The following is an 18,305-nucleotide window of genomic DNA, read 5'->3' as shown; positions in this document are numbered from 1 at the left end:
GGCTCCCTCCCCCCTCATTCCTGTGCTTGTCACAGGAATCCAGTCGACGCGCGTCTGCGCGGCGGGGGAGTCCTTTCAGCCCAAAGACTTGGGCTGGCTGGATTCCTGTGACAAGCACAGGAATGAGGAAAGAGGGTGCGTTTGCGCTCCCCAGAAACCCCAGACATGCCGCGCAGACCTTTCCCCTTTTGGAGTAACCTGCCCTACGAAAGCGCCGCCCGATAAACCGCCGGCGTCACCCCGAACTGGCGCACGAAAACCCGGTTCAGATGGCTCTGGTCGGCAAAACCGGCGATGAAGGCCACCTCGGCGGGTGGCGCGCCGCCGGCGAGCGCATTCCGGGCCAGATGGACGCGGCGCTGGAGAAGATAGCTGTGCGGCGTCAGGCCGGTTACCCTGGCGAAGGCCCGCAGGAAGCGGAACTGGCTCATGCCTGCCTCCCCGGCCAGATCGGCAAGGCGGAACGGCCGGGCGGGATCGTCATCAATTCTGCGTTTCGCCCGTTTTATGCTGTCGGGCGCGGCGGTTTCACGCGGTTTGGAAACCACCTCCATCGCACCCGCCAAAAGCATCAGCAGGGCCTCGTCGCCATGGAGGGTTTCGCCCGGCCGCTGCCTTGCGGTAACAGCCGAAAAGACGGCGCTGAACCGGGGCGCGAGCGGCCTTGCATCAACGGGATAGGCAAATTCGAAAGAGCCGTGATCCTTCTCGCAGACATCGGCAACGGCATCGCGAACGATATCGATGTCGAGATAAAGCATCCGCCAGGCACGGCCGCCCTCTCCAAGCGGAATGCCGTCATGCACCTCGCCGGGATTGACGGTGATGACATGGCCGGCGCCCGCTTCCACCATGCCGCGGCCGGAAAGCGATTTCTGCGCGCCGCGCTCGATGAGGCCGATGCCGAACTGATCATGCATATGGCGCGGAAAGCAACGATCGCTATCCGCCACCACGGCGGCGACACCGGGCATGCTGGTTTTCGGCATCAGGAACTGGCCTTGGGCCATGAGCGCGCGCTCCGCGGATAAGAGCGCGACGCTATCACAGGATGTGCCTATGCGACAGACACCGGCGCTTAAGGATGCATATGGTTGATCATGGCGAAGACCTGATCGAAATTGCCGTTCTGCGCAGCAAAACGCAAAGGCTTGCAGCGTTCCACCACCACTTCCCTGTCGTCCGGACGATTTTCAAGAATCTCCATCACCTCGGAAATAAAGGCCTCTAGCGGCATGGCCCTTTCGTCATTGGCCTGTCCCTCGCCCATCAGCGTCGTCTGCACATAGGGCGGCACGATTTCGATGACCTCCACCGGTGTCTCCCTCAGCTGCTCCCGCAGCGCGACCGAATAGGCGTGGATGGCCGATTTGGTGGCGCTGTAGGTGGGGGTCAGCACCATGGGCACGAAGGCCAGCCCGGAGGATACTGTCAATACGGCGGCGGCGGGCTGCTTGAGGAAATGCGGCAAAAGCGCCGCAGTCAGGCGGATGGGCGCGAGAAGATTGGTGGCAATCGTTTCTTCGGCCGTATCGAGATAATCCGGCGCGGCGACGATGTCTTCCGGCCGCATGATGCCGGCATTGTTGATAACGGCGTTGAGGCTCGGATGGGCCTTCACCAGCGCTTCGGCGAAAGCGCGGATACCCGCGGCGTCCGTCGCGTCCATCACCATCGAGGCCATGCCGGGATTGGCGGCCGTCACCTCGTCGAGCACGGCCTGGCGGCGGCCGGAAATGACGACCCTGTTGCCGGCCTGATGGAACGCTTCAGCCAGCGCCCGGCCGATGCCGGAACCGCCGCCGGTGATGAGAATGGTGTTGCCGGTGATTTTCATTGCAGCATCCTTTGCTTGTTGGGTGAAAGGAAGTTAGCTATGATACTCTCTAATCGAAAGTAGGCACCCAAAAGATTTATACTTACCCAATGGAGAGTGTAAGATGAAACGGCACGCCGCCGACCCCGCCATCGAGAGCCGGCGCAAGGTTCCGCCGCCCACGGAAACCGATCCGGTCATCGAGGCGCTGGTTCAGGATATCATCGCCAAGGTGGCGGACAAATGGACGATGCTCATTCTGGAGGTGCTGGAAGAGCACGGCACACTGCGTTTCACGCAGATCGGCAAACATGTGGGCAGCATCAGCCAGAAGATGCTGACAAAAACGCTGAGACAGATGGAAAGCGATGGGCTGGTGCGCCGCACCGTGCATCCCGTCATTCCGCCGCATGTGGATTATGATCTCACCCATCTCGGCCGCACGCTCGGCAGCGCCTTTTGCGGCGTGTGGATCTGGGCGGAAACGCACCATGCGGACATAGAAGAGGCGCGGCGGCGTTTCAAAGAACAGCCGCCGCGCCCCACAATGGATTAGTCGCGCTTCAAGCGAACTGGCTGAGGCCCGGAACCGAGGCGATCACCTGGTCAACGGTTTCGTCACCGGCGTGCTGACGGGCAACGGCGATGGTTTCCTTGGCGAGCGTGGAAATCTCGCTCATGCCGATGCCCTGGCTCATCAACTGCTGGCCAAGACCCATGATGCCGCCGCCGCCGATCGCGCTCATCAGTCCGCCCAGCAGACCGCCGCCGCCATTACCGGTGCCCTCACCGTTATATTGCGCCACGAGATCGCTGGCGCCCGGAATGGCTTCGATCATCTTGGCGATCGGTCCGTCGGCCGCCTCGCGCTGGAGAAAACCGAGAATCATGCCAACGGCCTTTTCGGCCAGTTGAGGGTCGATACCCGCCTTTGCGGCGATCTGATCAACGATTTCGTTCATTCTTGCCTCCTGTTGAAAAAAAACGACGCCAACATCGAATAACTGACGTTAACGTCAACGTAAAACAATCTCATGCCGCATTCAAGCGGCCACGGATAGGTGCGGCAACTTTCATCAAGCGCTTTTTATTCATCGCCATCAAGCAGTTGTTGCGCCTTGAAACTGTCCTTATAAGATCATCACAACCAAACTATGAAAAGGCCGCTTTTACCTTGAGCGGCCAAAGAATGTCGCAACGCTTTTAATTCGGACATGGCTTTTGTTAAATCGATTCCGATTTTAAGGGTCATGCATCAGCCGCAGGAGAAAATGGTCGATGTTGCAGGACGGACAGCTCTATATCGGGACCAGCCGCAATCCGGATGACAGCCTGAACAAGGGCGAATATCTGGAACTGAAATTCGGCAACCGCCACGGCCTGATCACCGGCGCGACGGGAACGGGCAAGACCGTGACGTTGCAGGTTCTCGCCGAAGGCTATTCGAAGGCCGGCGTTCCGGTGTTCTGCGCCGATATCAAGGGCGACCTTTCCGGCATTGCGGCCGAGGGCGAAGCGAAAGACTGGGTGCAGAAACGCGCCGAGCAGATCGGCTTTACCGATTTCTCCTATGGCAAGTCGCCTGTCATCTTCTGGGATCTCTACGGTGAAAAAGGCCATCGCGTGCGCGCCACCATCGCCGAGATGGGACCGCTGCTGCTCGCCCGGTTGATGGACGCATCGGAAGCGCAGGAAGGCGTGCTCAACATCGCCTTCAAGATCGCCGATCAGGGTGGGCTGCCGCTGCTCGATCTGAAAGACCTGCAATCGCTCTTGAACTATATGGGCGAAAACGCATCGGCGCTTTCCAGCCAGTTCGGCCTGATTTCCAAGGCCTCGGTCGGTTCGCTGCAACGCGGGCTGCTGGTTCTCGAACAGCAGGGTGCCGCAAATTTCTTCGGCGAGCCGGCACTGAAAATCGCCGACATCATGCGCGTCGGCGCGGATGGGCGCGGCACGGTTTCCGTTCTTGCGGCTGACCGGCTGATGATGAACCCGCGCCTTTACGCCACCTTCCTGCTCTGGATGCTCTCGGAACTGTTTGAGGAACTGCCTGAGGTGGGCGACCCGGAAAAGCCGCGTCTCGTGTTCTTCTTCGACGAGGCGCATCTGCTGTTCAACGATGCGCCCAAAGTGCTGGTCGAGCGCGTGGAACAGGTGGTGCGCCTTATTCGCTCCAAGGGCGTGGGTGTCTATTTCGTGACGCAGAACCCGCTCGACGTGCCGGAAACCGTTCTTGCCCAGCTCGGCAACCGTGTGCAGCATGCGCTGCGCGCCTATACGCCGCGCGAGCAGAAGGCCGTGCGCACCGCAGCCGACACCTTCCGCCAGAACCCGGCCTTCAACACCGCCGACACCATCACCACGCTCGGCACGGGTGAGGCGCTGATTTCCACCCTGCATGACAAGGGCGCGCCTTCCATCGTGGAACGCACCCTCGTGCGCCCGCCCTCCGGCCGCGTCGGGCCGCTCACCGATGCCGAACGTCAATCGCTGATGGATCTGAGCCCGGTCGCCGGTCAATACGACAAGGATCTGGACCGGGAATCGGCCTTCGAAATCCTCAACGCCCGCGCCCAGAAGGCGGCGGAAGCCGAAGCCGCCAAGCGCGCGGAAGAAGAAAATGCCGCCAACCAGTCCGACAACGCTTCCGGACGCTGGCGCCTGCCGGGCTTCGGCGACGAGGAGCCCGCACCGGCCTCCACCACAGGCGCCCGCAATGGCGGCGCGCGCAAGACCGGCTACCAGCGCGAGACGGTGATCGAGGCGGCGATGAAAAGTGCAGCGCGTTCCGTTGCGACATCCGTGGGACGCGCGATCGTGCGCGGGATTTTGGGTAGTTTGAAGCGGTAAATATGTACTGAAGCACCCATGGGGGGGCGAGCGCGCGCCGCTTGTTTCTTCTCCCCGCCGGGGAGAAGTTCGCGGCAGCGGGATGAGGGGGCGAGCTCTCCGCATATCGCTGATGTTACCCCCTCATCCGACCCTTCGGGCCACCTTCTCCCCGGCGGGGAGAAGAATCGGTGCCGCACCGTGGTACCATCCCATCACCGCTCCTCCGCAAAACCCATTGCCTCCCGTCACCACCGCTGCTAATCATCAGACGGTTCAACCCCACATCAAGAAAGGAGGCTTCGCATGGATATTTCCTGCTTCTGGCGTTACCGCCAGATCCGCCACCTTTCTGCCCTGCAGATGCGTTTGCAGGGCTGACCGGAACTTCCAAGACTCTGGTTTGCCCAAAAGGCCGCGCGGGACGCAGCTCGTCTGCCATTGCGCATGTTTTCATGACGGATCATCGCGACTGAACAGCCCTGCCCGCATGTGGCAGCCAGCTTCGTCGATGATCCGTTTCGCCAGAGATACATCATGACCCTTATCACGCTTCGAAACCTCGGAATTATCCTGGGCAAGCCGCTTTTTTCTGGTCTCAGCCTCACCATCCATGCGGGAGACCGCATCGGCATCGTCGCCGCGAATGGCTGCGGCAAATCTACCTTGCTCAATTGCCTTGCTGGCGAACTGGATGCCAGCAGCGGCGACATCACCCGATTGCGCGGGTTGACGCAGTCCATCGTCCACCAGCATCTGCCCCCGGCCCTTCTCACACGGACAATGCGGGATGCGGTATTATCCGCCCTGCCCGCGGATGTGATCGACAGCGACAGCTGGCGGGCCGATATTATCCTTGACGAGATGGCCGTGCCGGAAAGCTATCGCCATCGGCCGCTGCAGGCTCTGAGTGGCGGCTGGCAGCGGCTCGCCATGCTGGCGCGGGCATGGGTCACCGAGCCGGACCTGTTGCTGCTCGATGAGCCGACCAACCATCTCGACCTTGAAAAGATCAAGGTGCTGGAGGGTTTTCTTCAACAGTTACCGCGCGATACGGCAGTGGTCATTGTCAGCCATGACCGTGCCTTTCTCGACAATGTCACCAAAACCACGCTGTTCCTGCGGCCGGAAAATTCCTCGCTCTTCCGCTTGCCCTATGGCCATGCGCGGCGGGCGCTCGAAGAGGAGGACGCCGCCGATGAGCGGCGTTTCGAGCGCGACATGAAGACCGTGCAGCAATTGCGCCGGCAGGCGGCGAAGCTCAACAATATCGGCATCAATTCGGGCAGCGATCTTCTAACCATCAAGACCAAGCAGTTGCGCGAGCGCGCCGAGAAGCTGGAGGAAAAAGCCCGACCCGCCCATCAGGATCGATCTGCCGGAAAGATCCAGCTTGCCAATCGCGGCACACATGCCAAGGTATTGGTGACGCTGGAGGATATTCCCGTCTCGACACCGGATGGCACCCTGCTGTTCCGCACTGGCCAGCAATTCATCCGCCAGGGCGACCGCATCGTCATTCTCGGCCATAATGGCGTCGGCAAGACGCGGTTGGTCTCGCTTCTGAAGGCGGCTGTAAGGGCTGACGAGCAGGTGGCGGAGGGCATCAAGGCCACCCCTTCGCTGGTGGCGGGATATGTCGACCAGTCGCTCGCCGAGATCGATGATGCCAGCACGCCGCTGACGCTCATCACGCATCGGTTCGACATAGGTGACCAGCGCGCGCATGGGCTGCTCGCCGGTGCGGGCATCGATATGGAAATGCAGAAACGTCGCATCGCGACGCTTTCCGGCGGGCAGAAGGCGCGGCTTGCCATGCTGGCGCTGCGCCTGACCGAGCCGAATTTCTACCTGCTGGACGAGCCGACCAACCATCTCGACATTGAGGGGCAGGAAGCGCTGGAGGCGGAAATTACCGGCCGCCAGGCCAGCTGCGTGCTCGTCTCGCACGACCGGAGTTTCGTGCGCACGGTTGGAACCCGCTTCTGGCTGATCGACAAACGCCGGCTGGTGGAAGTCGAGGATGCGGAAGCGTTTTTCGCCTCGGCATAACCATACTCAAAGCGAAGGCCCCTCCCGCCAATCCGGGGCGGCGGGAGGGGTATGCATTGTTATTTCTTCTGCGACAACAGCGAGAAAAAGGCGCCCTGCGGGTCCTGACAATTGACGATCCAGCTTTCGCCGGGAACCTCCATCGGACCGTTGATGACCTTTCCGCCGCCGGCGCTGACGCGGGTGATGGCGGCATCAATGCCATCGACATTGAAGTAATAACTCCAATGACAGACGGGAACCTGCGGCATACGCTTCATCATGCCGCCGATGGCCTTGCCGTTATGGGCGAAGATGCGATACGGCCCCATTTCGCCCATGTCGAAATCATGGTCCTTGGTCCAGCCGAAGACCTCGCCATAAAAGGCGGTCGCTCCATCCACATCGTCCGTCATCAGCTCATGCCAGCCGACATGGCCGGGCAGGCTTTGCGCGTCTTCGGGGAAACCGCCGCTTTCCATCGGCAGCGGCGTCATGATGCAAAGAACCGCACCATAGGGGTCCGCGACCACCGCAAACCGGCCAATTTCAGGAATATCCTGCGGCTGGCGCATGACGGAGCCACCCTTTTCCTCGAAAAGCCTGGCCGAGGCATCAACATCGTCGACGGCAACATAACCGGTCCAGTTCGGCGGAATGCCCTGACCCTTGTGTTCTTCGGTCAGTTCCATGACACCGCCCATGCCTTTGCCGTCAGCCTCCAGCACCAGATAGGGCATTTCCGGCGAACCGAAATCCTTGGTCTGCCAGCCGGCGACGTGGCCATAAAAGCGGGCGGCCTCTTCCATGTCAGGCGTCATCAGTTCAACCCAGATAAATTTTCCATGTGTATCGGGCATCGTCGTCTCCTCAGGAGGTTTGGGCATCTACATTTGGTGATCGCCCGCCGCAGGACGCGGCGGCGCTTTTCTGTTTCTGGCAAATTCCGGCAGGGCTTTACGCTTCGCGCCGGAATTCCGATGTCATGAAGGTCTTGAATGTACCGTCCGGCTGCTTGACGCTGCCGGAAAAGCTGCGGTGATTGTCGTCATGCAGCACCAGCACGTCGCGATAGGTATCCATGCGGACGGAGCCGTCAAAGGCGGGGCCTTCTGCTTCCAGCGTCAGGGTCTTGCCGTCCTCTTCCAGCCAGCCCCTGTAGACCCAGAGATAGGTCATCATCGACCCAATCCAGCTTCCGACAAAATTGCCCTTGGCTTGGTCGAAGCCGACCGTGATCACCGCCGTCATCTGCGTCCCGTCCGGCATCTTGCCGGTGCCTTCGCCGATGATCCACAGCCCGCCGATGGAGCGGACCGTCTCGGTGAAGCGCTGCGACGGGTCGTCGGCATCATAATCCCCATGGCCGGAACTGGCGGTCATGACCCAGTTACCGACAATTCTCGACAGGAATTCATGTTCCTTCTGCGGCTTGGCGCTTTCCATTTCCATTGTTGTCTCCTCCTCGTCTGTGCGTTTCAGTGGCAGCAGGCTGCAGCTTTCGGCGCGTCCTCATATTGATCGTGTCGGCGCACCCAATCCATTACACCATCTTCATTACGGCCCTTTGGCACCAGATCGAGCAGCATCAGCGTACCGAGCGCCTGTTCCATGCCGCGGGCATAAGCCGAGTAAGTGTGATAAATCTTGCCATCTTCGCCCTTGGCGAAAATGCTGACGCCGTGCAGGTCCTTCAGGTCGCCCATCGGTTCGATTTCACGATAATTATAGGTGATCGCCCCGCCCTTGATATCCTCATCGCGGAAGGAAGCCTGATAATCATAGTTGAAATCGCTGCCTGATGCGGAAACCCAAGGGAACTTCCAGCCCATGCGGTTTCTATAGGCTTCGATCTTTTCAAGCGGCGCGCGGGAAACCGCGACGAAACCGGCATCGCCATGTTTGAGATGGATCATCGCGCCATCGACATGGTCGGCGAAAAAGGAACAGCCGGTGCAGCCCTCTTCCCAGTCGGGCGCCAGCATGAAGTGATAAACGATGAGCTGGCTGCAATCGCCGAACAGTTCCTGCAGCGATTTCGGGCCGGAAGGCGCATCGAAAATATAGTCTTTCGTCACCTCTTCCCAGGGCAATGCGCGTCGCGCCTCGTTCAGCCGGTCACGGGCGCGGGTCAGTTCCTTTTCCTTCACCAGCAGATCGCGGCGAGCCGCAAGCCACTCTTCATTCGAAACAACAGGATGAGACATGATCTTTCCTCCTTGGATCCGTCTTTCACCACGGCGCCACTCCGCTCCACCGGAGGGCGCCGCCTATTTCTGCATTGAAAGTCAGTTAAACCATCAGCGGGGCATCAAGTTCCGCTTGACTAATTAGGTTGATATCAACATATTTATCGCATGTCAAACGCTGGCCTGATTCCTTTTTCGACAACTCTTTTCGTGCGGGACGCCTGTCTCTGCCTGCATGCGCAGCGCGCCGCACGGGCTTTGGCGCGGTTGTTCGACAATGCGCTGAAGCCTGTTGGCATCAATAATGGCCAGTTTTCCCTGCTGATGTCGCTCAACCGGCCTGAGCCGCCGCCGATGGGGCCGGTCGCCAATCTTCTGGCCATGGATCGCACGACGCTGACGGCGGCGCTGAAGCCGCTGGAACGGCGCGGGCTGGTCAGCATCGAGCAGGACCCGAAAGACAGGCGCGGTAAACGCCTGCGGTTGACGGCGGATGGCATGGCCGTGCTTGCCGCCGCTTTTCCCATCTGGAAACAGACCCATGCGGAAATCGAAGCGAAAATTGGCAGCGGCGACCCCGACCGGCTGCGCCGCGATCTTATCGATCTCGGCTGAAAGGCTGACGGCATAATGCCACTTTTATCGGCCAGAATGTCATCGGGCCGTCGTGCTGGAAGACGAAACTACCCGGAAAACGCAATCTAGGAGGAAAGATCATGCGTGCAATCGTTTTTGTAAAAGCCACCAAAAGCAGCGAAGATGGCGTCATGCCCACGACTGAACTCATGGAGGCGATGGGAAAATTCAACGAGGAACTGGTGAATGCCGGCATCATGCAATCCGGTGATGGCCTGCATCCCTCCTCCAAGGGCAAGAGAATCGTTTTCGACGGCGACAGCCGCACCGTGGTTGACGGCCCGTTCCCGAACACCAACGAACTGGTTGCCGGCTTCTGGCTGTGGAATGTGAAGGACATGGATGAAGCGGTGGCGTGGGTGAAACGCTGCCCCAACCCGATGCTGGAGCGCAGCGAAATCGAAATCCGTCCGCTGTTCGAAATGGAAGATTTTGGCGATGCGGTGACCCCGGAAATTGCAGCGCATGTGGAAGAACTGCGCGCCCGTGTGGGCAAGCAGTAGCGGGGCTCAGGCTTACCGTCGGGCCTGAAAAAGCCGAGCGGATGCCGCTTGTTTCTTCTCCCCGCCGGGGAGAAGGTCGCGGCAGCGGGATGAGGGGGGGCAAGGGTAGAGATATTCGGAGAACTTGCCCCCTCATCCGCCCCTTCGGGCCACCTTCTCCCCGGCGGGGAGAAGAAAGAAGCGGCAGCGTCTGCTCAACCAGCAGCCGTTACCCCAGCAGGCCGGCCAGACGCGGGTCATTGGCAAAATCCGAGGCCAAAAACCCCGTGCGGCGCATCGGGAATTCGCACAACGCCTGCACCCCGGTTTTCGACAGGTGAATTCGCCAGCTCATCCGCTCTACCGGCGTTTTGGCTGCAAAGGCCTTTGGCGACAGGATTGCGATGTTCATCCCACCTGCGGGATCTCGAACCGAGCGGTAAAGGATGGCTTCAACCTTTGCCTCGCGCGCCTGCTCTGCCAACGCCTGGCACGGCTCGTAATTCGTGAGATCGGTCCACAGCGCCTCGTTACGGCTGAGCTCCGGTTTTGTCAGGTCAAGTGCGGCATCGGTGGCGACACGGGCGGCGAAGGCGGAATATTCGGCGGGATTGGCGGGCAGCGGTGTGCCCGGCGATTCGGCATAAAACAGCAGCCGGTAAAAGGCCATTTCGGCAAGCGCCGTCTCCACCCTGGCGGCGGCGTAATAAACACCTTCGGTGAAACCTGCGCGGCGAAAACGCGAACCATAGGGATAGGCCGCGCCATAGCGGAACGGCGTGGCGAGAAGATAGTCGAAACCGGCGCATTCAGGCGGAAACGGCCGCTTGCTCGTCTCGAGAATATCTTCCAGCAGCGATTGCTCTTCCACCGTGTCCACCAGCTTCATGGTGGAAACCTGATGCTGCGCTTCCACCAGCCGCCAGTATTTTCCCGATGTGGCGCGTTTTTCAGACAGGAGCGCGTCGGGCGTCCAGATAGGAGAGGACATCGATCAATCCGGCAATGGTGGTGAGTTTTTCGGCAGGCACGGCGTTCAGCGCCGCGTTGTGATTGCGCAGCCAGTTTTTCGCAACGGCCTCGTCACCGCCGGCAATCGCGTCCAGCGAACGAAAAACCCGGATCAGCAGCACCGCCAGCTCGAAGGATTTGGCGCCCGGCTCCAGCAGGAAATCCAGTCTTTTCATGCGCGAGACGGTGGGGGCGGAAACGCCGAGAATATCCGCCATGCGGGCGGCATTCAGGCCCAGCCGCTCGGCAGCGGCGATAACGGCCTTGGTGACGACCCGGCCCTGTGCTGCAGGATCCATGGCAGTCTTGGCGTGAATATTCATGGCGCACATCCTTTCTTCAGAAAGAATATAGCATATTTATTTCCACAAACAAGAAGGCCGAGGGATGAACCCCGGCCTCTTTTTTTAAGTCTACAATATCAGGCCACCGAAACCGGCACTTCCGTGGAGGTGCGCATGGCGTGGCTATAAGGGCAAACGATATGGGCGGCAGCGACCAGCTCTTCTGCCTTTTCGCGGTCCAGGCCGGGAATATTGACCTTCAGCGACACTTCGATGCCGAAGCCGGTGCCATCTTCGCGCGGGCCGATACCGACGGTTGCCGTCACAGTGGTGTCTTCGGGGATCTTTACCTTCTGCTTGCCGGCGACCGCCTTCAGCGCGCCGAGGAAGCAGGCCGAATAACCGGCGGCGAAAAGCTGCTCTGGATTGGTGCCGCGGGCACCGTCACCGCCCAGTTCCTTCGGAACGGTCAGCGTGACGTCGAGAACGCCGTCTTCCGACTTGGCGTTACCTGCACGGCCACCGGTGGCGGATGCTTTGGTCGTGTAGAGAATAGGCATGGCATTTACTCCCTTCGGGTTGGTGTTGGATGTTTTATAGCGAACAATTAAATTGTGCGCAATATGATTTTGCGCATTGAATGAAATTTTGTTTTTTGCGATAGTTTTCACGAAATTTCGCCGCACATCCATGTGGCAGGAACCGAAAGCGGGGGCCGATTGTTCCCTCACCGGTTTTATTTTGGAGCAGGACTATGGGCGCAGAGGGCAATGACACGAAGATGGAAAGCCTGTTGAGGCTGGACCAGCAGATATGCTTTGCCCTTTACGGCGCAGCGCACGCCTTCACACGCGCCTATAAGCCGCTGCTCGACCCGATTGGCCTGACCTATCCGCAATATCTGGTCATGATGGCGCTCTGGGAAAAACAGACTTCCACCGTCAAGGCGCTTGGCGAAATGCTGGGGCTGGATTCCGGCACGCTGTCACCGCTGCTGAAAAGGCTCGAACATGCCGGACTGATCACCCGCAAGCGCGGCACGGTGGACGAGCGGCAGGTGCTGGTGGCCTTAACGCAAAAGGGCGCCGACCTCAAAAAAGAGGGCGTGAAGATCATGGCGGCCATCGGCGGCGCCACCGGCTGCGGGCTGGAGGAACTGGCGCAGTTGCGGGACCGGGTGAATGCGTTGAAGGACAGCCTTGCCCGCACGTAACCCTGAAAAAACTAAAGGCGGCACGAGGCCGCCTTCATTAATGCGAATAGACTTCAGCTTACTGCCAGACCACCACACGCGCCTTCTGCGGCACGCGGTCGTAAAGGTCGATGACGTCCTGGTTCATCAGGCGCACGCAGCCGGAGGAGACGGCCTTGCCGATGGAGTTCCATTCCGGCGAGCCGTGCAGGCGGTAAAGCGTGTCCTTGCCGTTCTGGAAGATATAGAGGGCGCGTGCGCCGAGCGGGTTCTTCAGGCCCGGCGGCATGCCGCCATTCTTGGACGAATATTTGACCAGTTCCGGCTGGCGGGCGACCATTTCGTCCGGCGGGGTCCATTTCGGCCATTTCTGACGCCACTGGATGACACCTTCGCCCGACCAGGCGAAACCATCGCGGCCGATGCCGACGCCGTAACGCATGGCACTGCCACCCTGCTCCACAACGTAGAGGAAGCGCGAGCGCGTATCCACGACGACGGTGCCGGGGCGTTCGCCGGTCGGGTCGACAACCCGCTGGCGATAATAACGCCGGTCGATTTTCTGATAGGGTACGGCGGGAATGACATAACCGCCGTCTTCAACCGAACCGTACATGACGGCCAGTTCCGCATCGCTGACGCCGGGCGAGAACATCTGGCGGAAATCGCTGCCGATGGCGCTCGCCTGCTGGCGGATGGCGTCTCCCGTGCCGGATGAGGCGCAGCCCGCCAGAAGCGAAGCAGAGGAGATGCCGAGAAGGGAAAGAAAGGTGCGTCTGGAAAGATCTGTGTCGGTGCTTGTCATAAGGCCGGTTTGTCCCACATTCGAACGGCTATATCGCCGTTGTACGTCATTTGTTCCGTTTCATGCGTATTGCGAAAATAGTTAACCGACCGCTAAAAGCCAGTCACAAGCTGCTGGCGGAATGTTGCCCACATCTCTTTCTTTTCGAGCGTGGTCAGATAACCACAATCTGCGCGCCTTTCGGCACACGCTCGTAAAGGTCGATGACATCCTGATTGAGCATGCGCACGCAGCCGGACGACGTCGCCTTGCCGACGGACTGCCAGTCGGGCGTGCCGTGCACGCGGTAAAGCGTGTCCTTGCCATCCTTGAAAATATAAAGCGCACGCGCGCCGAGCGGATTGTTGAGACCCGGCGTCATGCCGCCATTGGCCGCCGAGATGGAGGTGAGCTCCGGCTGGCGCTTGACCATTTCGTCCGGAGGCGTCCAGCGCGGCCATTTCGCCTTCCACTGGATCTTGCCGCGGCCCGACCATGCATAACCATCACGTCCGAGACCGACGCCGTAACGGATCGCCTTGCCGCCCGGCTGCACCAGATAGAGGAAATGCTGTTTGGTATCCACGATGATGGTGCCCGGCGCTTCCGCCGTCTGATAGCTCACTTCCTGCCGCAGATAACGCGGGTCAATGCGGCCATAGGGAATGGCGGGAAGTGAACGGTCTTCGTCGCGGATCGGGCCATACATGACCCGATGCAGCGGATTGGAAACCGGCAGGCCATAGGTCACCATGCGATCCGGGGAGAGCGGTGCGGCCTGACCCTGCACCTGCGGCGCGCTTAGCCCCTGCCCGCGCACCGGCGGGCCATATTCCTGATGGAAGCGGGTTCTGAACAGGTCCGGCGGACGCGTCGAAAGCTGGCCCGGCTGCGGCGGCAATTCCGGCTGGCGGTTGGAGCTGACGGAATTGAAGTTGAAGACCGGCGCCGTTTCCCGCACGAAAACATCCGGGTCCATCCGGGTCGTATCCGTCACGAAAAGGCAGCCGCTCAGGAGCGGCAGAGCCGCAAGGCCCGCCAGAGAGGCCGCCCGGCTGCAGTGTTTCAAAAGGAGTGCTGTCATCTGAACCGCTTCATGGAATCCAATATGGCTGCATGATGAACCGCGCGGCTGGCGCGAAGCTGGTGTGTATCTTTCAAAAAAAATCGGAAATCTGCATTTTTGCTCTTGAACCTCTAGTTGCTAGAGGTGCCAGATTGGCTGTCGAGTGGAATTCAGGAGCGAGAACCATGAATATTTCGACACGCGGCAGTTTGAACGGGGAAGCAGGAGACCTGACCTTCACGGTCGGCGGCATGGATTGCGGCAGCTGTGCGGCGAAGATCGAAACCGCGCTCTCCCGCCTGCCAGGCGTTGCCGACGTCAAGGTATCCGTTGCACGCGAAAGGCTGAACCTTTCGCTGGCGGAAGACAAAACGTCGGTTGCAAAAATCGAGGATACTCTGCGCAAGCTCGGCTTCAAACCCGCTTTGCTGCCGCAGGAGAAAACTCCGCGCGAAAAGATCGCGGCGGAACCTCACGACCATGGGCATGACCACGACCATTCATCCTGCGGCGGTCATCACCCTGCCGAAGCAGCACCGAGCATCGAGCAGAACAATGCCCTGACCTTCTTGGTCGGCGGCATGGATTGCGGCAGCTGCGCCGCAAAGATCGAAACCGCACTTTCCCGCCTGCCCGGTGTTGCCGACGTCAAGGTGTCGGTTGCGCGCGAAAGATTGAACCTGTCGCTTGCCGAGAACACAACCCCGACCGCAAAAATCGAGGATACGCTGCGCAAGCTCGGCTTCAAACCCGCCTTGCTGCCGCAAGACAAATCGGCGCGGGACAAGGTGGAAGATGACGGGCACGACCACGGGTCCTGCAACGGTAATCATGATCACTCGGGCCATGACCATTCGGGGCACGATCACGCGGATCATGACCACGCCAATTGCGGCGGCCATGACCATGATCACGCCAAGCATTCGCATGAAAAGGCGCAGCCCGCGGCAGTGACCCCAAGCGCAGAAGTCGGACACGCCCATGGCGCGGACGAAAAGGGCGCATGGTGGCGCACGGCAAAGGCCCGCAACACCTTCACCGGCACCATTCTGGTCGCTGTCGCCTATGCGGCGGAACTCACCTTCCCGGCCTGGGGCGGTTACGCCTTCATCATCGCCACGCTGGTGACGCTGTTTCCGATTGCGCGCAATGCCTTCAACGCCGCCCGTTTCGGCGCGATCTTCACCATCGAGATGCTGATGACCATTGCCGCCATCGGCGCGATCTTCATCGGCGAGGCGGAAGAAGCGGCGATCGTCGTGCTGCTGTTTTCCATCGGCGAACTGCTTGAAGGCTTTGCGGCCGCGCGGGCGCGTTCCGGCATCAAGGCGCTTGGCTCATTGCTGCCGAAAACGGCGCTGGTGGAAGAAAACGGCGCGCTCCGTCAGGTCGCCGCCGATCAGGTCCGCATCGGCCAGGTGGTCGTGGCGCGGCCGGGTGATAGAATCGCCGCCGATGGCGTGGTGATGGACGGCGAATCGAGCGTCGATGAATCGCCGATGACCGGCGAGAGCATTCCCGTCGCCAAGGAAAAAGGCGCCCGCGTGTTTGCCGGTTCGATCAACCATGACGGTTCGCTGCGCATCCGCGTTGACCGCGCGCCGGAAGACAACACCATCGCCCGCATCATCACGCTCGTCGAGGAAGCGCAGGATGCGCGCGCGCCGACCGAACGCTTCATCCAGAATTTCTCGCGATATTACATGCCGCTGATCGTGGCGATTTCGGCGCTCACCATCATCGTGCCGCCGCTTGTCGGTCTGGGCGACTGGGATACCTGGATCTATCGCGGTCTGGCCCTGCTTCTGATCGGCTGCCCCTGTGCGCTGGTCATCTCCGTTCCCGCCGCCATCGCCTCCAGCCTTTCGGCTGCGGCACGCCACGGCATGCTGGTGAAGGGCGGCGCGGTTATCGAAATGCTGGCGCGCACGGAAACCGTCGCCTTCGACAAGACCGGCACGCTGACGCTCGGCGAACCTGTCGTGACAGACGTGGTAGCGCTTGACGGCAACGAGGCCGGCCTCATCGCGCAAGCCGCAACCATCGAGCATGAATCGAGCCATCCGCTGGCCAGAGCCATCGTCAACCATGCCGAGAAGGCCGGCGTGAAGCCCCTGCCCGGTTCGGAGATCAAGGCGATTTCCGGCCGTGGCATGCAAGGCATCGTTGACGGCAAGCGCCTGTTCATCGGCGCGCCTCGCTTCGCAACCGATGTCGGCACCCTCTCGCCAGAGCTGGCCGACCGCATTACTGCGCTTGAGAGCGAAGGCAAGACGGTGGCCGTCGTCATGGCCAGCGGTGCGGCAACCGGCCTCTTCGCCATGCGCGACGAGCCGCGCAAGGACGCGGCTGAAGGCATCAAGGCGCTGAAAGAGATGGGTATTTCTTCGCTGATGCTGTCGGGCGACAATGCCCGCACGGCCAAGGCCATCGGCAACAAGCTGGGTCTTGAAGCACGCGGCGAACTCTTGCCGCAAAACAAGGTCGAGGAAATCCGCAAGCTGGCCGCCAAAAAGACCGTGGTGATGGTGGGTGACGGCATCAACGATGCACCGGCGCTGGCCGCCGCCAGCGTCGGCGTCGCCATCGGCTCGGGCACTGACGTGGCCATGGAAGCGGCGGATGCGGCGCTGATGCGAAACAATGTCGGCGATGCCGCCCGCCTCATCGGCCTCTCACGCGCCACCATGAGCAATATCCGCCAGAACGTGGCGATCTCGCTCGGCCTCAAGGCGGTGTTTCTGGTCACGACCGTCACCGGCCTGTCCGGCCTGTGGCTGGCGGTGTTTGCCGACACCGGCGCGACGGTGCTGGTGACTGCCAACGCCATGCGGCTGCTTGGTTATTTCAAGAAGAGCGTCTGATTTCGCAGGAAGGCCGAAAGCTGCAGCGGTGGTTTTCGGCCCTTTTATGCGAACTGATTGAAAAAACGGATGCTTTCCGCTACCGCGCCCGGGACCACGCCATTGTGGGTGCCGGGCAGCAGTTTTTTATCAACCTTGAACCCGGACATCAGGGCACGATCCACAAAAAGCTGGTGGTCGGCATCGAAAGGCCGCTCCTCATCGCCGCGCAGCAAGAGCGCCGGGCATTTGAGGCTGGGGCCGAAACAGACCGAGGAGCGCATGATGAATTCACGCTCGTCGGTTTCGTCGAAACAGATCTCGTCCGAATAGCGATTGAAATATCGCCATGAATTGACGCCCGCCGACATGGGGGCCGCCGCACGGAATTTACGGCTCATGGCGGCGAGCAGCGTCAGCGTGCCGCCATTGGAATGGCCGGCAATGAAAAAGCGCTTTTTATCGATGCCGGGCAGGTTTTCCAGATAGGTTGCCGCCGCCAGCGCATCCGCCGTTTCATTGTAGAAACCGGAATAATTGCCGTTCTGGCCGTTCTCTCCCCGGAAAGACGGCAGCAGCACGACAAAACCAGCCTCCCAATAGGACTTCATCAGCGCCCAGTGGCCGTCTCCCGTGGCATTGCCGCCATGGAGGAAAAGCACTGCTGGCTTTAGTGTCCTGGAAGGCTGATAATGGGAGAGCCAGGCGACAAGCTCGATGGAACCATCAGGCCCGCCTGGATAAGTCACGCGTTCCGCGCCGGGCGGCGTGCCGAGGGCCGAGGATTTTTCCGGCGCGGCCATCTTGCGCAGCAGGTGGGTGTGAAAATGTTGACGCGCCTCCGCGTAATCCTGTCTTTCAAGCGGCAAAACCTCGGGGGCAGCAATGCCGGCTTTCGCGCCCTGCGGCAGAAGCGCTGCCACTGACAGGCCCATGGCGCCGGCAAGCAGGCTACGCCGGCTCAGGCCCTCGCAAATCACGCCGCTCTCTTCCTGTCCGAAGGCTGAGAAAAGAAAGCGTTTATCTGCCATGGGTGCACTCTGAGGACGGGGATGGAAATATTAGCAGTTCAGCACTGCGGCGGGAGACTGTCCAATCACGGATTCGCGAATGACAACAATGTATTCGCAGCCATCGTG

General features: G+C 60.5%; 19 protein-coding genes. 7 read left to right on the top strand and 12 right to left on the bottom strand.

Annotated elements, in window-relative coordinates; genetic code table 11:
* Nucleotides 1–203: 203 nt before the first annotated feature.
* The gene (locus tag JZX89_RS24440) at nucleotides 204–1,010 is read right to left on the bottom strand and encodes a helix-turn-helix transcriptional regulator (protein ID WP_207135596.1); all 807 of its coding nucleotides are present in this window, start codon (nucleotides 1,008–1,010) and stop codon (nucleotides 204–206) included.
* Between the two features lie 68 nt (nucleotides 1,011–1,078).
* Nucleotides 1,079–1,837, bottom strand: a complete 759-nt coding sequence (locus tag JZX89_RS24435) for an SDR family oxidoreductase (RefSeq protein WP_207135595.1) — start codon at nucleotides 1,835–1,837, stop codon at nucleotides 1,079–1,081.
* Nucleotides 1,838–1,940: 103 nt separating this feature from the next.
* Between JZX89_RS24435 and JZX89_RS24430 the strand changes: the two genes are divergently transcribed.
* Nucleotides 1,941–2,372, top strand: coding sequence for a winged helix-turn-helix transcriptional regulator (locus JZX89_RS24430; RefSeq protein WP_207135594.1), 432 nt, complete (start codon nucleotides 1,941–1,943; stop codon nucleotides 2,370–2,372).
* Between the two features lie 7 nt (nucleotides 2,373–2,379).
* Here the strand turns inward: JZX89_RS24430 and JZX89_RS24425 are convergent, their stop codons facing one another.
* A complete protein-coding gene (locus tag JZX89_RS24425) occupies nucleotides 2,380–2,778 on the bottom strand; it encodes a DUF937 domain-containing protein (protein ID WP_046798576.1) in 399 nt (132 codons plus the stop codon).
* 316 nt (nucleotides 2,779–3,094) lie between these two features.
* On the opposite strand from JZX89_RS24425, the gene JZX89_RS24420 reads away from it, so the two are divergent.
* The gene (locus JZX89_RS24420) at nucleotides 3,095–4,669 is read left to right on the top strand and encodes a helicase HerA-like C-terminal domain-containing protein (RefSeq protein WP_207135593.1); all 1,575 of its coding nucleotides are present in this window, start codon (nucleotides 3,095–3,097) and stop codon (nucleotides 4,667–4,669) included.
* A gap of 516 nt (nucleotides 4,670–5,185) precedes the next feature.
* Nucleotides 5,186–6,700, top strand: a complete 1,515-nt coding sequence (locus tag JZX89_RS24415) for an ABC-F family ATP-binding cassette domain-containing protein (protein ID WP_153513348.1) — start codon at nucleotides 5,186–5,188, stop codon at nucleotides 6,698–6,700.
* 59 nt (nucleotides 6,701–6,759) lie between these two features.
* Here the strand turns inward: JZX89_RS24415 and JZX89_RS24410 are convergent, their stop codons facing one another.
* The 3 genes from JZX89_RS24410 to JZX89_RS24400 form a co-directional block, all read right to left on the bottom strand.
* Nucleotides 6,760–7,539, bottom strand: coding sequence for a VOC family protein (locus JZX89_RS24410; protein ID WP_207135592.1), 780 nt, complete (start codon nucleotides 7,537–7,539; stop codon nucleotides 6,760–6,762).
* A gap of 97 nt (nucleotides 7,540–7,636) precedes the next feature.
* Nucleotides 7,637–8,131, bottom strand: coding sequence for a DUF1579 domain-containing protein (locus tag JZX89_RS24405; RefSeq protein ID WP_207135591.1), 495 nt, complete (start codon nucleotides 8,129–8,131; stop codon nucleotides 7,637–7,639).
* Nucleotides 8,132–8,157: 26 nt separating this feature from the next.
* A complete protein-coding gene (locus tag JZX89_RS24400; protein WP_149898800.1) occupies nucleotides 8,158–8,886 on the bottom strand; it encodes a DUF899 domain-containing protein in 729 nt (242 codons plus the stop codon).
* A 150-nt stretch (nucleotides 8,887–9,036) separates the two neighbouring features.
* Between JZX89_RS24400 and JZX89_RS24395 the strand changes: the two genes are divergently transcribed.
* Together JZX89_RS24395 and JZX89_RS24390 are read left to right on the top strand one after the other, a co-directional pair.
* Nucleotides 9,037–9,483 (top strand): MarR family winged helix-turn-helix transcriptional regulator, encoded by a 447-nt coding sequence (locus tag JZX89_RS24395; RefSeq protein ID WP_153513346.1) that lies wholly within the window; start codon nucleotides 9,037–9,039, stop codon nucleotides 9,481–9,483.
* A gap of 101 nt (nucleotides 9,484–9,584) precedes the next feature.
* A complete protein-coding gene (locus JZX89_RS24390; protein WP_174372925.1) occupies nucleotides 9,585–10,007 on the top strand; it encodes a YciI family protein in 423 nt (140 codons plus the stop codon).
* A 208-nt stretch (nucleotides 10,008–10,215) separates the two neighbouring features.
* Here JZX89_RS24390 and JZX89_RS24385 read toward each other — a convergent pair whose 3' ends face one another.
* The 3 genes from JZX89_RS24385 to JZX89_RS24375 form a co-directional block, all read right to left on the bottom strand.
* Complete coding sequence (locus JZX89_RS24385) at nucleotides 10,216–10,977, bottom strand: RES family NAD+ phosphorylase (RefSeq protein WP_207135590.1); 762 nt, start codon at nucleotides 10,975–10,977, stop codon at nucleotides 10,216–10,218.
* Nucleotides 10,937–11,320, bottom strand: a complete 384-nt coding sequence (locus tag JZX89_RS24380) for an MbcA/ParS/Xre antitoxin family protein (protein ID WP_207135589.1) — start codon at nucleotides 11,318–11,320, stop codon at nucleotides 10,937–10,939. The genes JZX89_RS24385 and JZX89_RS24380 overlap by 41 nt, the downstream gene beginning before the upstream one ends.
* Nucleotides 11,321–11,418: 98 nt before the next feature.
* Nucleotides 11,419–11,841: an organic hydroperoxide resistance protein gene (locus tag JZX89_RS24375; protein WP_207135588.1), complete on the bottom strand. Its 423-nt coding sequence runs from the start codon at nucleotides 11,839–11,841 to the stop codon at nucleotides 11,419–11,421.
* Nucleotides 11,842–12,035: 194 nt separating this feature from the next.
* Between JZX89_RS24375 and JZX89_RS24370 the strand changes: the two genes are divergently transcribed.
* Nucleotides 12,036–12,494 carry a MarR family winged helix-turn-helix transcriptional regulator gene (locus JZX89_RS24370; RefSeq protein WP_207135587.1) on the top strand — a complete coding sequence of 153 codons (459 nt, stop codon included), beginning with the start codon at nucleotides 12,036–12,038 and terminating at the stop codon, nucleotides 12,492–12,494.
* Nucleotides 12,495–12,552: 58 nt separating this feature from the next.
* Here the strand turns inward: JZX89_RS24370 and JZX89_RS24365 are convergent, their stop codons facing one another.
* Together JZX89_RS24365 and JZX89_RS24360 are read right to left on the bottom strand one after the other, a co-directional pair.
* On the bottom strand, nucleotides 12,553–13,278 hold the full coding sequence (locus JZX89_RS24365; protein WP_003494344.1) for a L,D-transpeptidase: 726 nt from the start codon (nucleotides 13,276–13,278) through the stop codon (nucleotides 12,553–12,555).
* A gap of 154 nt (nucleotides 13,279–13,432) precedes the next feature.
* Nucleotides 13,433–14,341: a L,D-transpeptidase gene (locus JZX89_RS24360; RefSeq protein ID WP_207135586.1), complete on the bottom strand. Its 909-nt coding sequence runs from the start codon at nucleotides 14,339–14,341 to the stop codon at nucleotides 13,433–13,435.
* 167 nt (nucleotides 14,342–14,508) lie between these two features.
* On the opposite strand from JZX89_RS24360, the gene JZX89_RS24355 reads away from it, so the two are divergent.
* Nucleotides 14,509–17,187, top strand: coding sequence for a heavy metal translocating P-type ATPase (locus JZX89_RS24355; RefSeq protein WP_207135585.1), 2,679 nt, complete (start codon nucleotides 14,509–14,511; stop codon nucleotides 17,185–17,187).
* 44 nt (nucleotides 17,188–17,231) lie between these two features.
* Here the strand turns inward: JZX89_RS24355 and JZX89_RS24350 are convergent, their stop codons facing one another.
* Nucleotides 17,232–18,197 carry an alpha/beta hydrolase family protein gene (locus JZX89_RS24350; RefSeq protein WP_207135584.1) on the bottom strand — a complete coding sequence of 322 codons (966 nt, stop codon included), beginning with the start codon at nucleotides 18,195–18,197 and terminating at the stop codon, nucleotides 17,232–17,234.
* Between the last annotated feature and the right edge of the window lie 108 nt (nucleotides 18,198–18,305).

Source organism: Agrobacterium burrii, assembly GCF_017313405.1.
Taxonomy (GTDB): domain Bacteria; phylum Pseudomonadota; class Alphaproteobacteria; order Rhizobiales; family Rhizobiaceae; genus Agrobacterium; species Agrobacterium burrii.
Note: the sequence above shows the minus strand (reverse complement) of the source record. Positions and strands in the feature narration are given on the sequence as shown.

Coding starts and splice junctions, on each gene's coding strand:
- JZX89_RS24440 (WP_207135596.1), bottom strand. CDS start 1,010: ATGGCCCAAGGCCAGTTCCTGATGCCGAAAACCAGCATGCCCGGTGTC.
- JZX89_RS24435 (WP_207135595.1), bottom strand. CDS start 1,837: ATGAAAATCACCGGCAACACCATTCTCATCACCGGCGGCGGTTCCGGC.
- JZX89_RS24430 (WP_207135594.1), top strand. CDS start 1,941: ATGAAACGGCACGCCGCCGACCCCGCCATCGAGAGCCGGCGCAAGGTT.
- JZX89_RS24425 (WP_046798576.1), bottom strand. CDS start 2,778: ATGAACGAAATCGTTGATCAGATCGCCGCAAAGGCGGGTATCGACCCT.
- JZX89_RS24420 (WP_207135593.1), top strand. CDS start 3,095: ATGTTGCAGGACGGACAGCTCTATATCGGGACCAGCCGCAATCCGGAT.
- JZX89_RS24415 (WP_153513348.1), top strand. CDS start 5,186: ATGACCCTTATCACGCTTCGAAACCTCGGAATTATCCTGGGCAAGCCG.
- JZX89_RS24410 (WP_207135592.1), bottom strand. CDS start 7,539: ATGCCCGATACACATGGAAAATTTATCTGGGTTGAACTGATGACGCCT.
- JZX89_RS24405 (WP_207135591.1), bottom strand. CDS start 8,131: ATGGAAATGGAAAGCGCCAAGCCGCAGAAGGAACATGAATTCCTGTCG.
- JZX89_RS24400 (WP_149898800.1), bottom strand. CDS start 8,886: ATGTCTCATCCTGTTGTTTCGAATGAAGAGTGGCTTGCGGCTCGCCGC.
- JZX89_RS24395 (WP_153513346.1), top strand. CDS start 9,037: ATGTCAAACGCTGGCCTGATTCCTTTTTCGACAACTCTTTTCGTGCGG.
- JZX89_RS24390 (WP_174372925.1), top strand. CDS start 9,585: ATGCGTGCAATCGTTTTTGTAAAAGCCACCAAAAGCAGCGAAGATGGC.
- JZX89_RS24385 (WP_207135590.1), bottom strand. CDS start 10,977: ATGTCCTCTCCTATCTGGACGCCCGACGCGCTCCTGTCTGAAAAACGC.
- JZX89_RS24380 (WP_207135589.1), bottom strand. CDS start 11,320: ATGAATATTCACGCCAAGACTGCCATGGATCCTGCAGCACAGGGCCGG.
- JZX89_RS24375 (WP_207135588.1), bottom strand. CDS start 11,841: ATGCCTATTCTCTACACGACCAAAGCATCCGCCACCGGTGGCCGTGCA.
- JZX89_RS24370 (WP_207135587.1), top strand. CDS start 12,036: ATGGGCGCAGAGGGCAATGACACGAAGATGGAAAGCCTGTTGAGGCTG.
- JZX89_RS24365 (WP_003494344.1), bottom strand. CDS start 13,278: ATGACAAGCACCGACACAGATCTTTCCAGACGCACCTTTCTTTCCCTT.
- JZX89_RS24360 (WP_207135586.1), bottom strand. CDS start 14,341: ATGACAGCACTCCTTTTGAAACACTGCAGCCGGGCGGCCTCTCTGGCG.
- JZX89_RS24355 (WP_207135585.1), top strand. CDS start 14,509: ATGAATATTTCGACACGCGGCAGTTTGAACGGGGAAGCAGGAGACCTG.
- JZX89_RS24350 (WP_207135584.1), bottom strand. CDS start 18,197: ATGGCAGATAAACGCTTTCTTTTCTCAGCCTTCGGACAGGAAGAGAGC.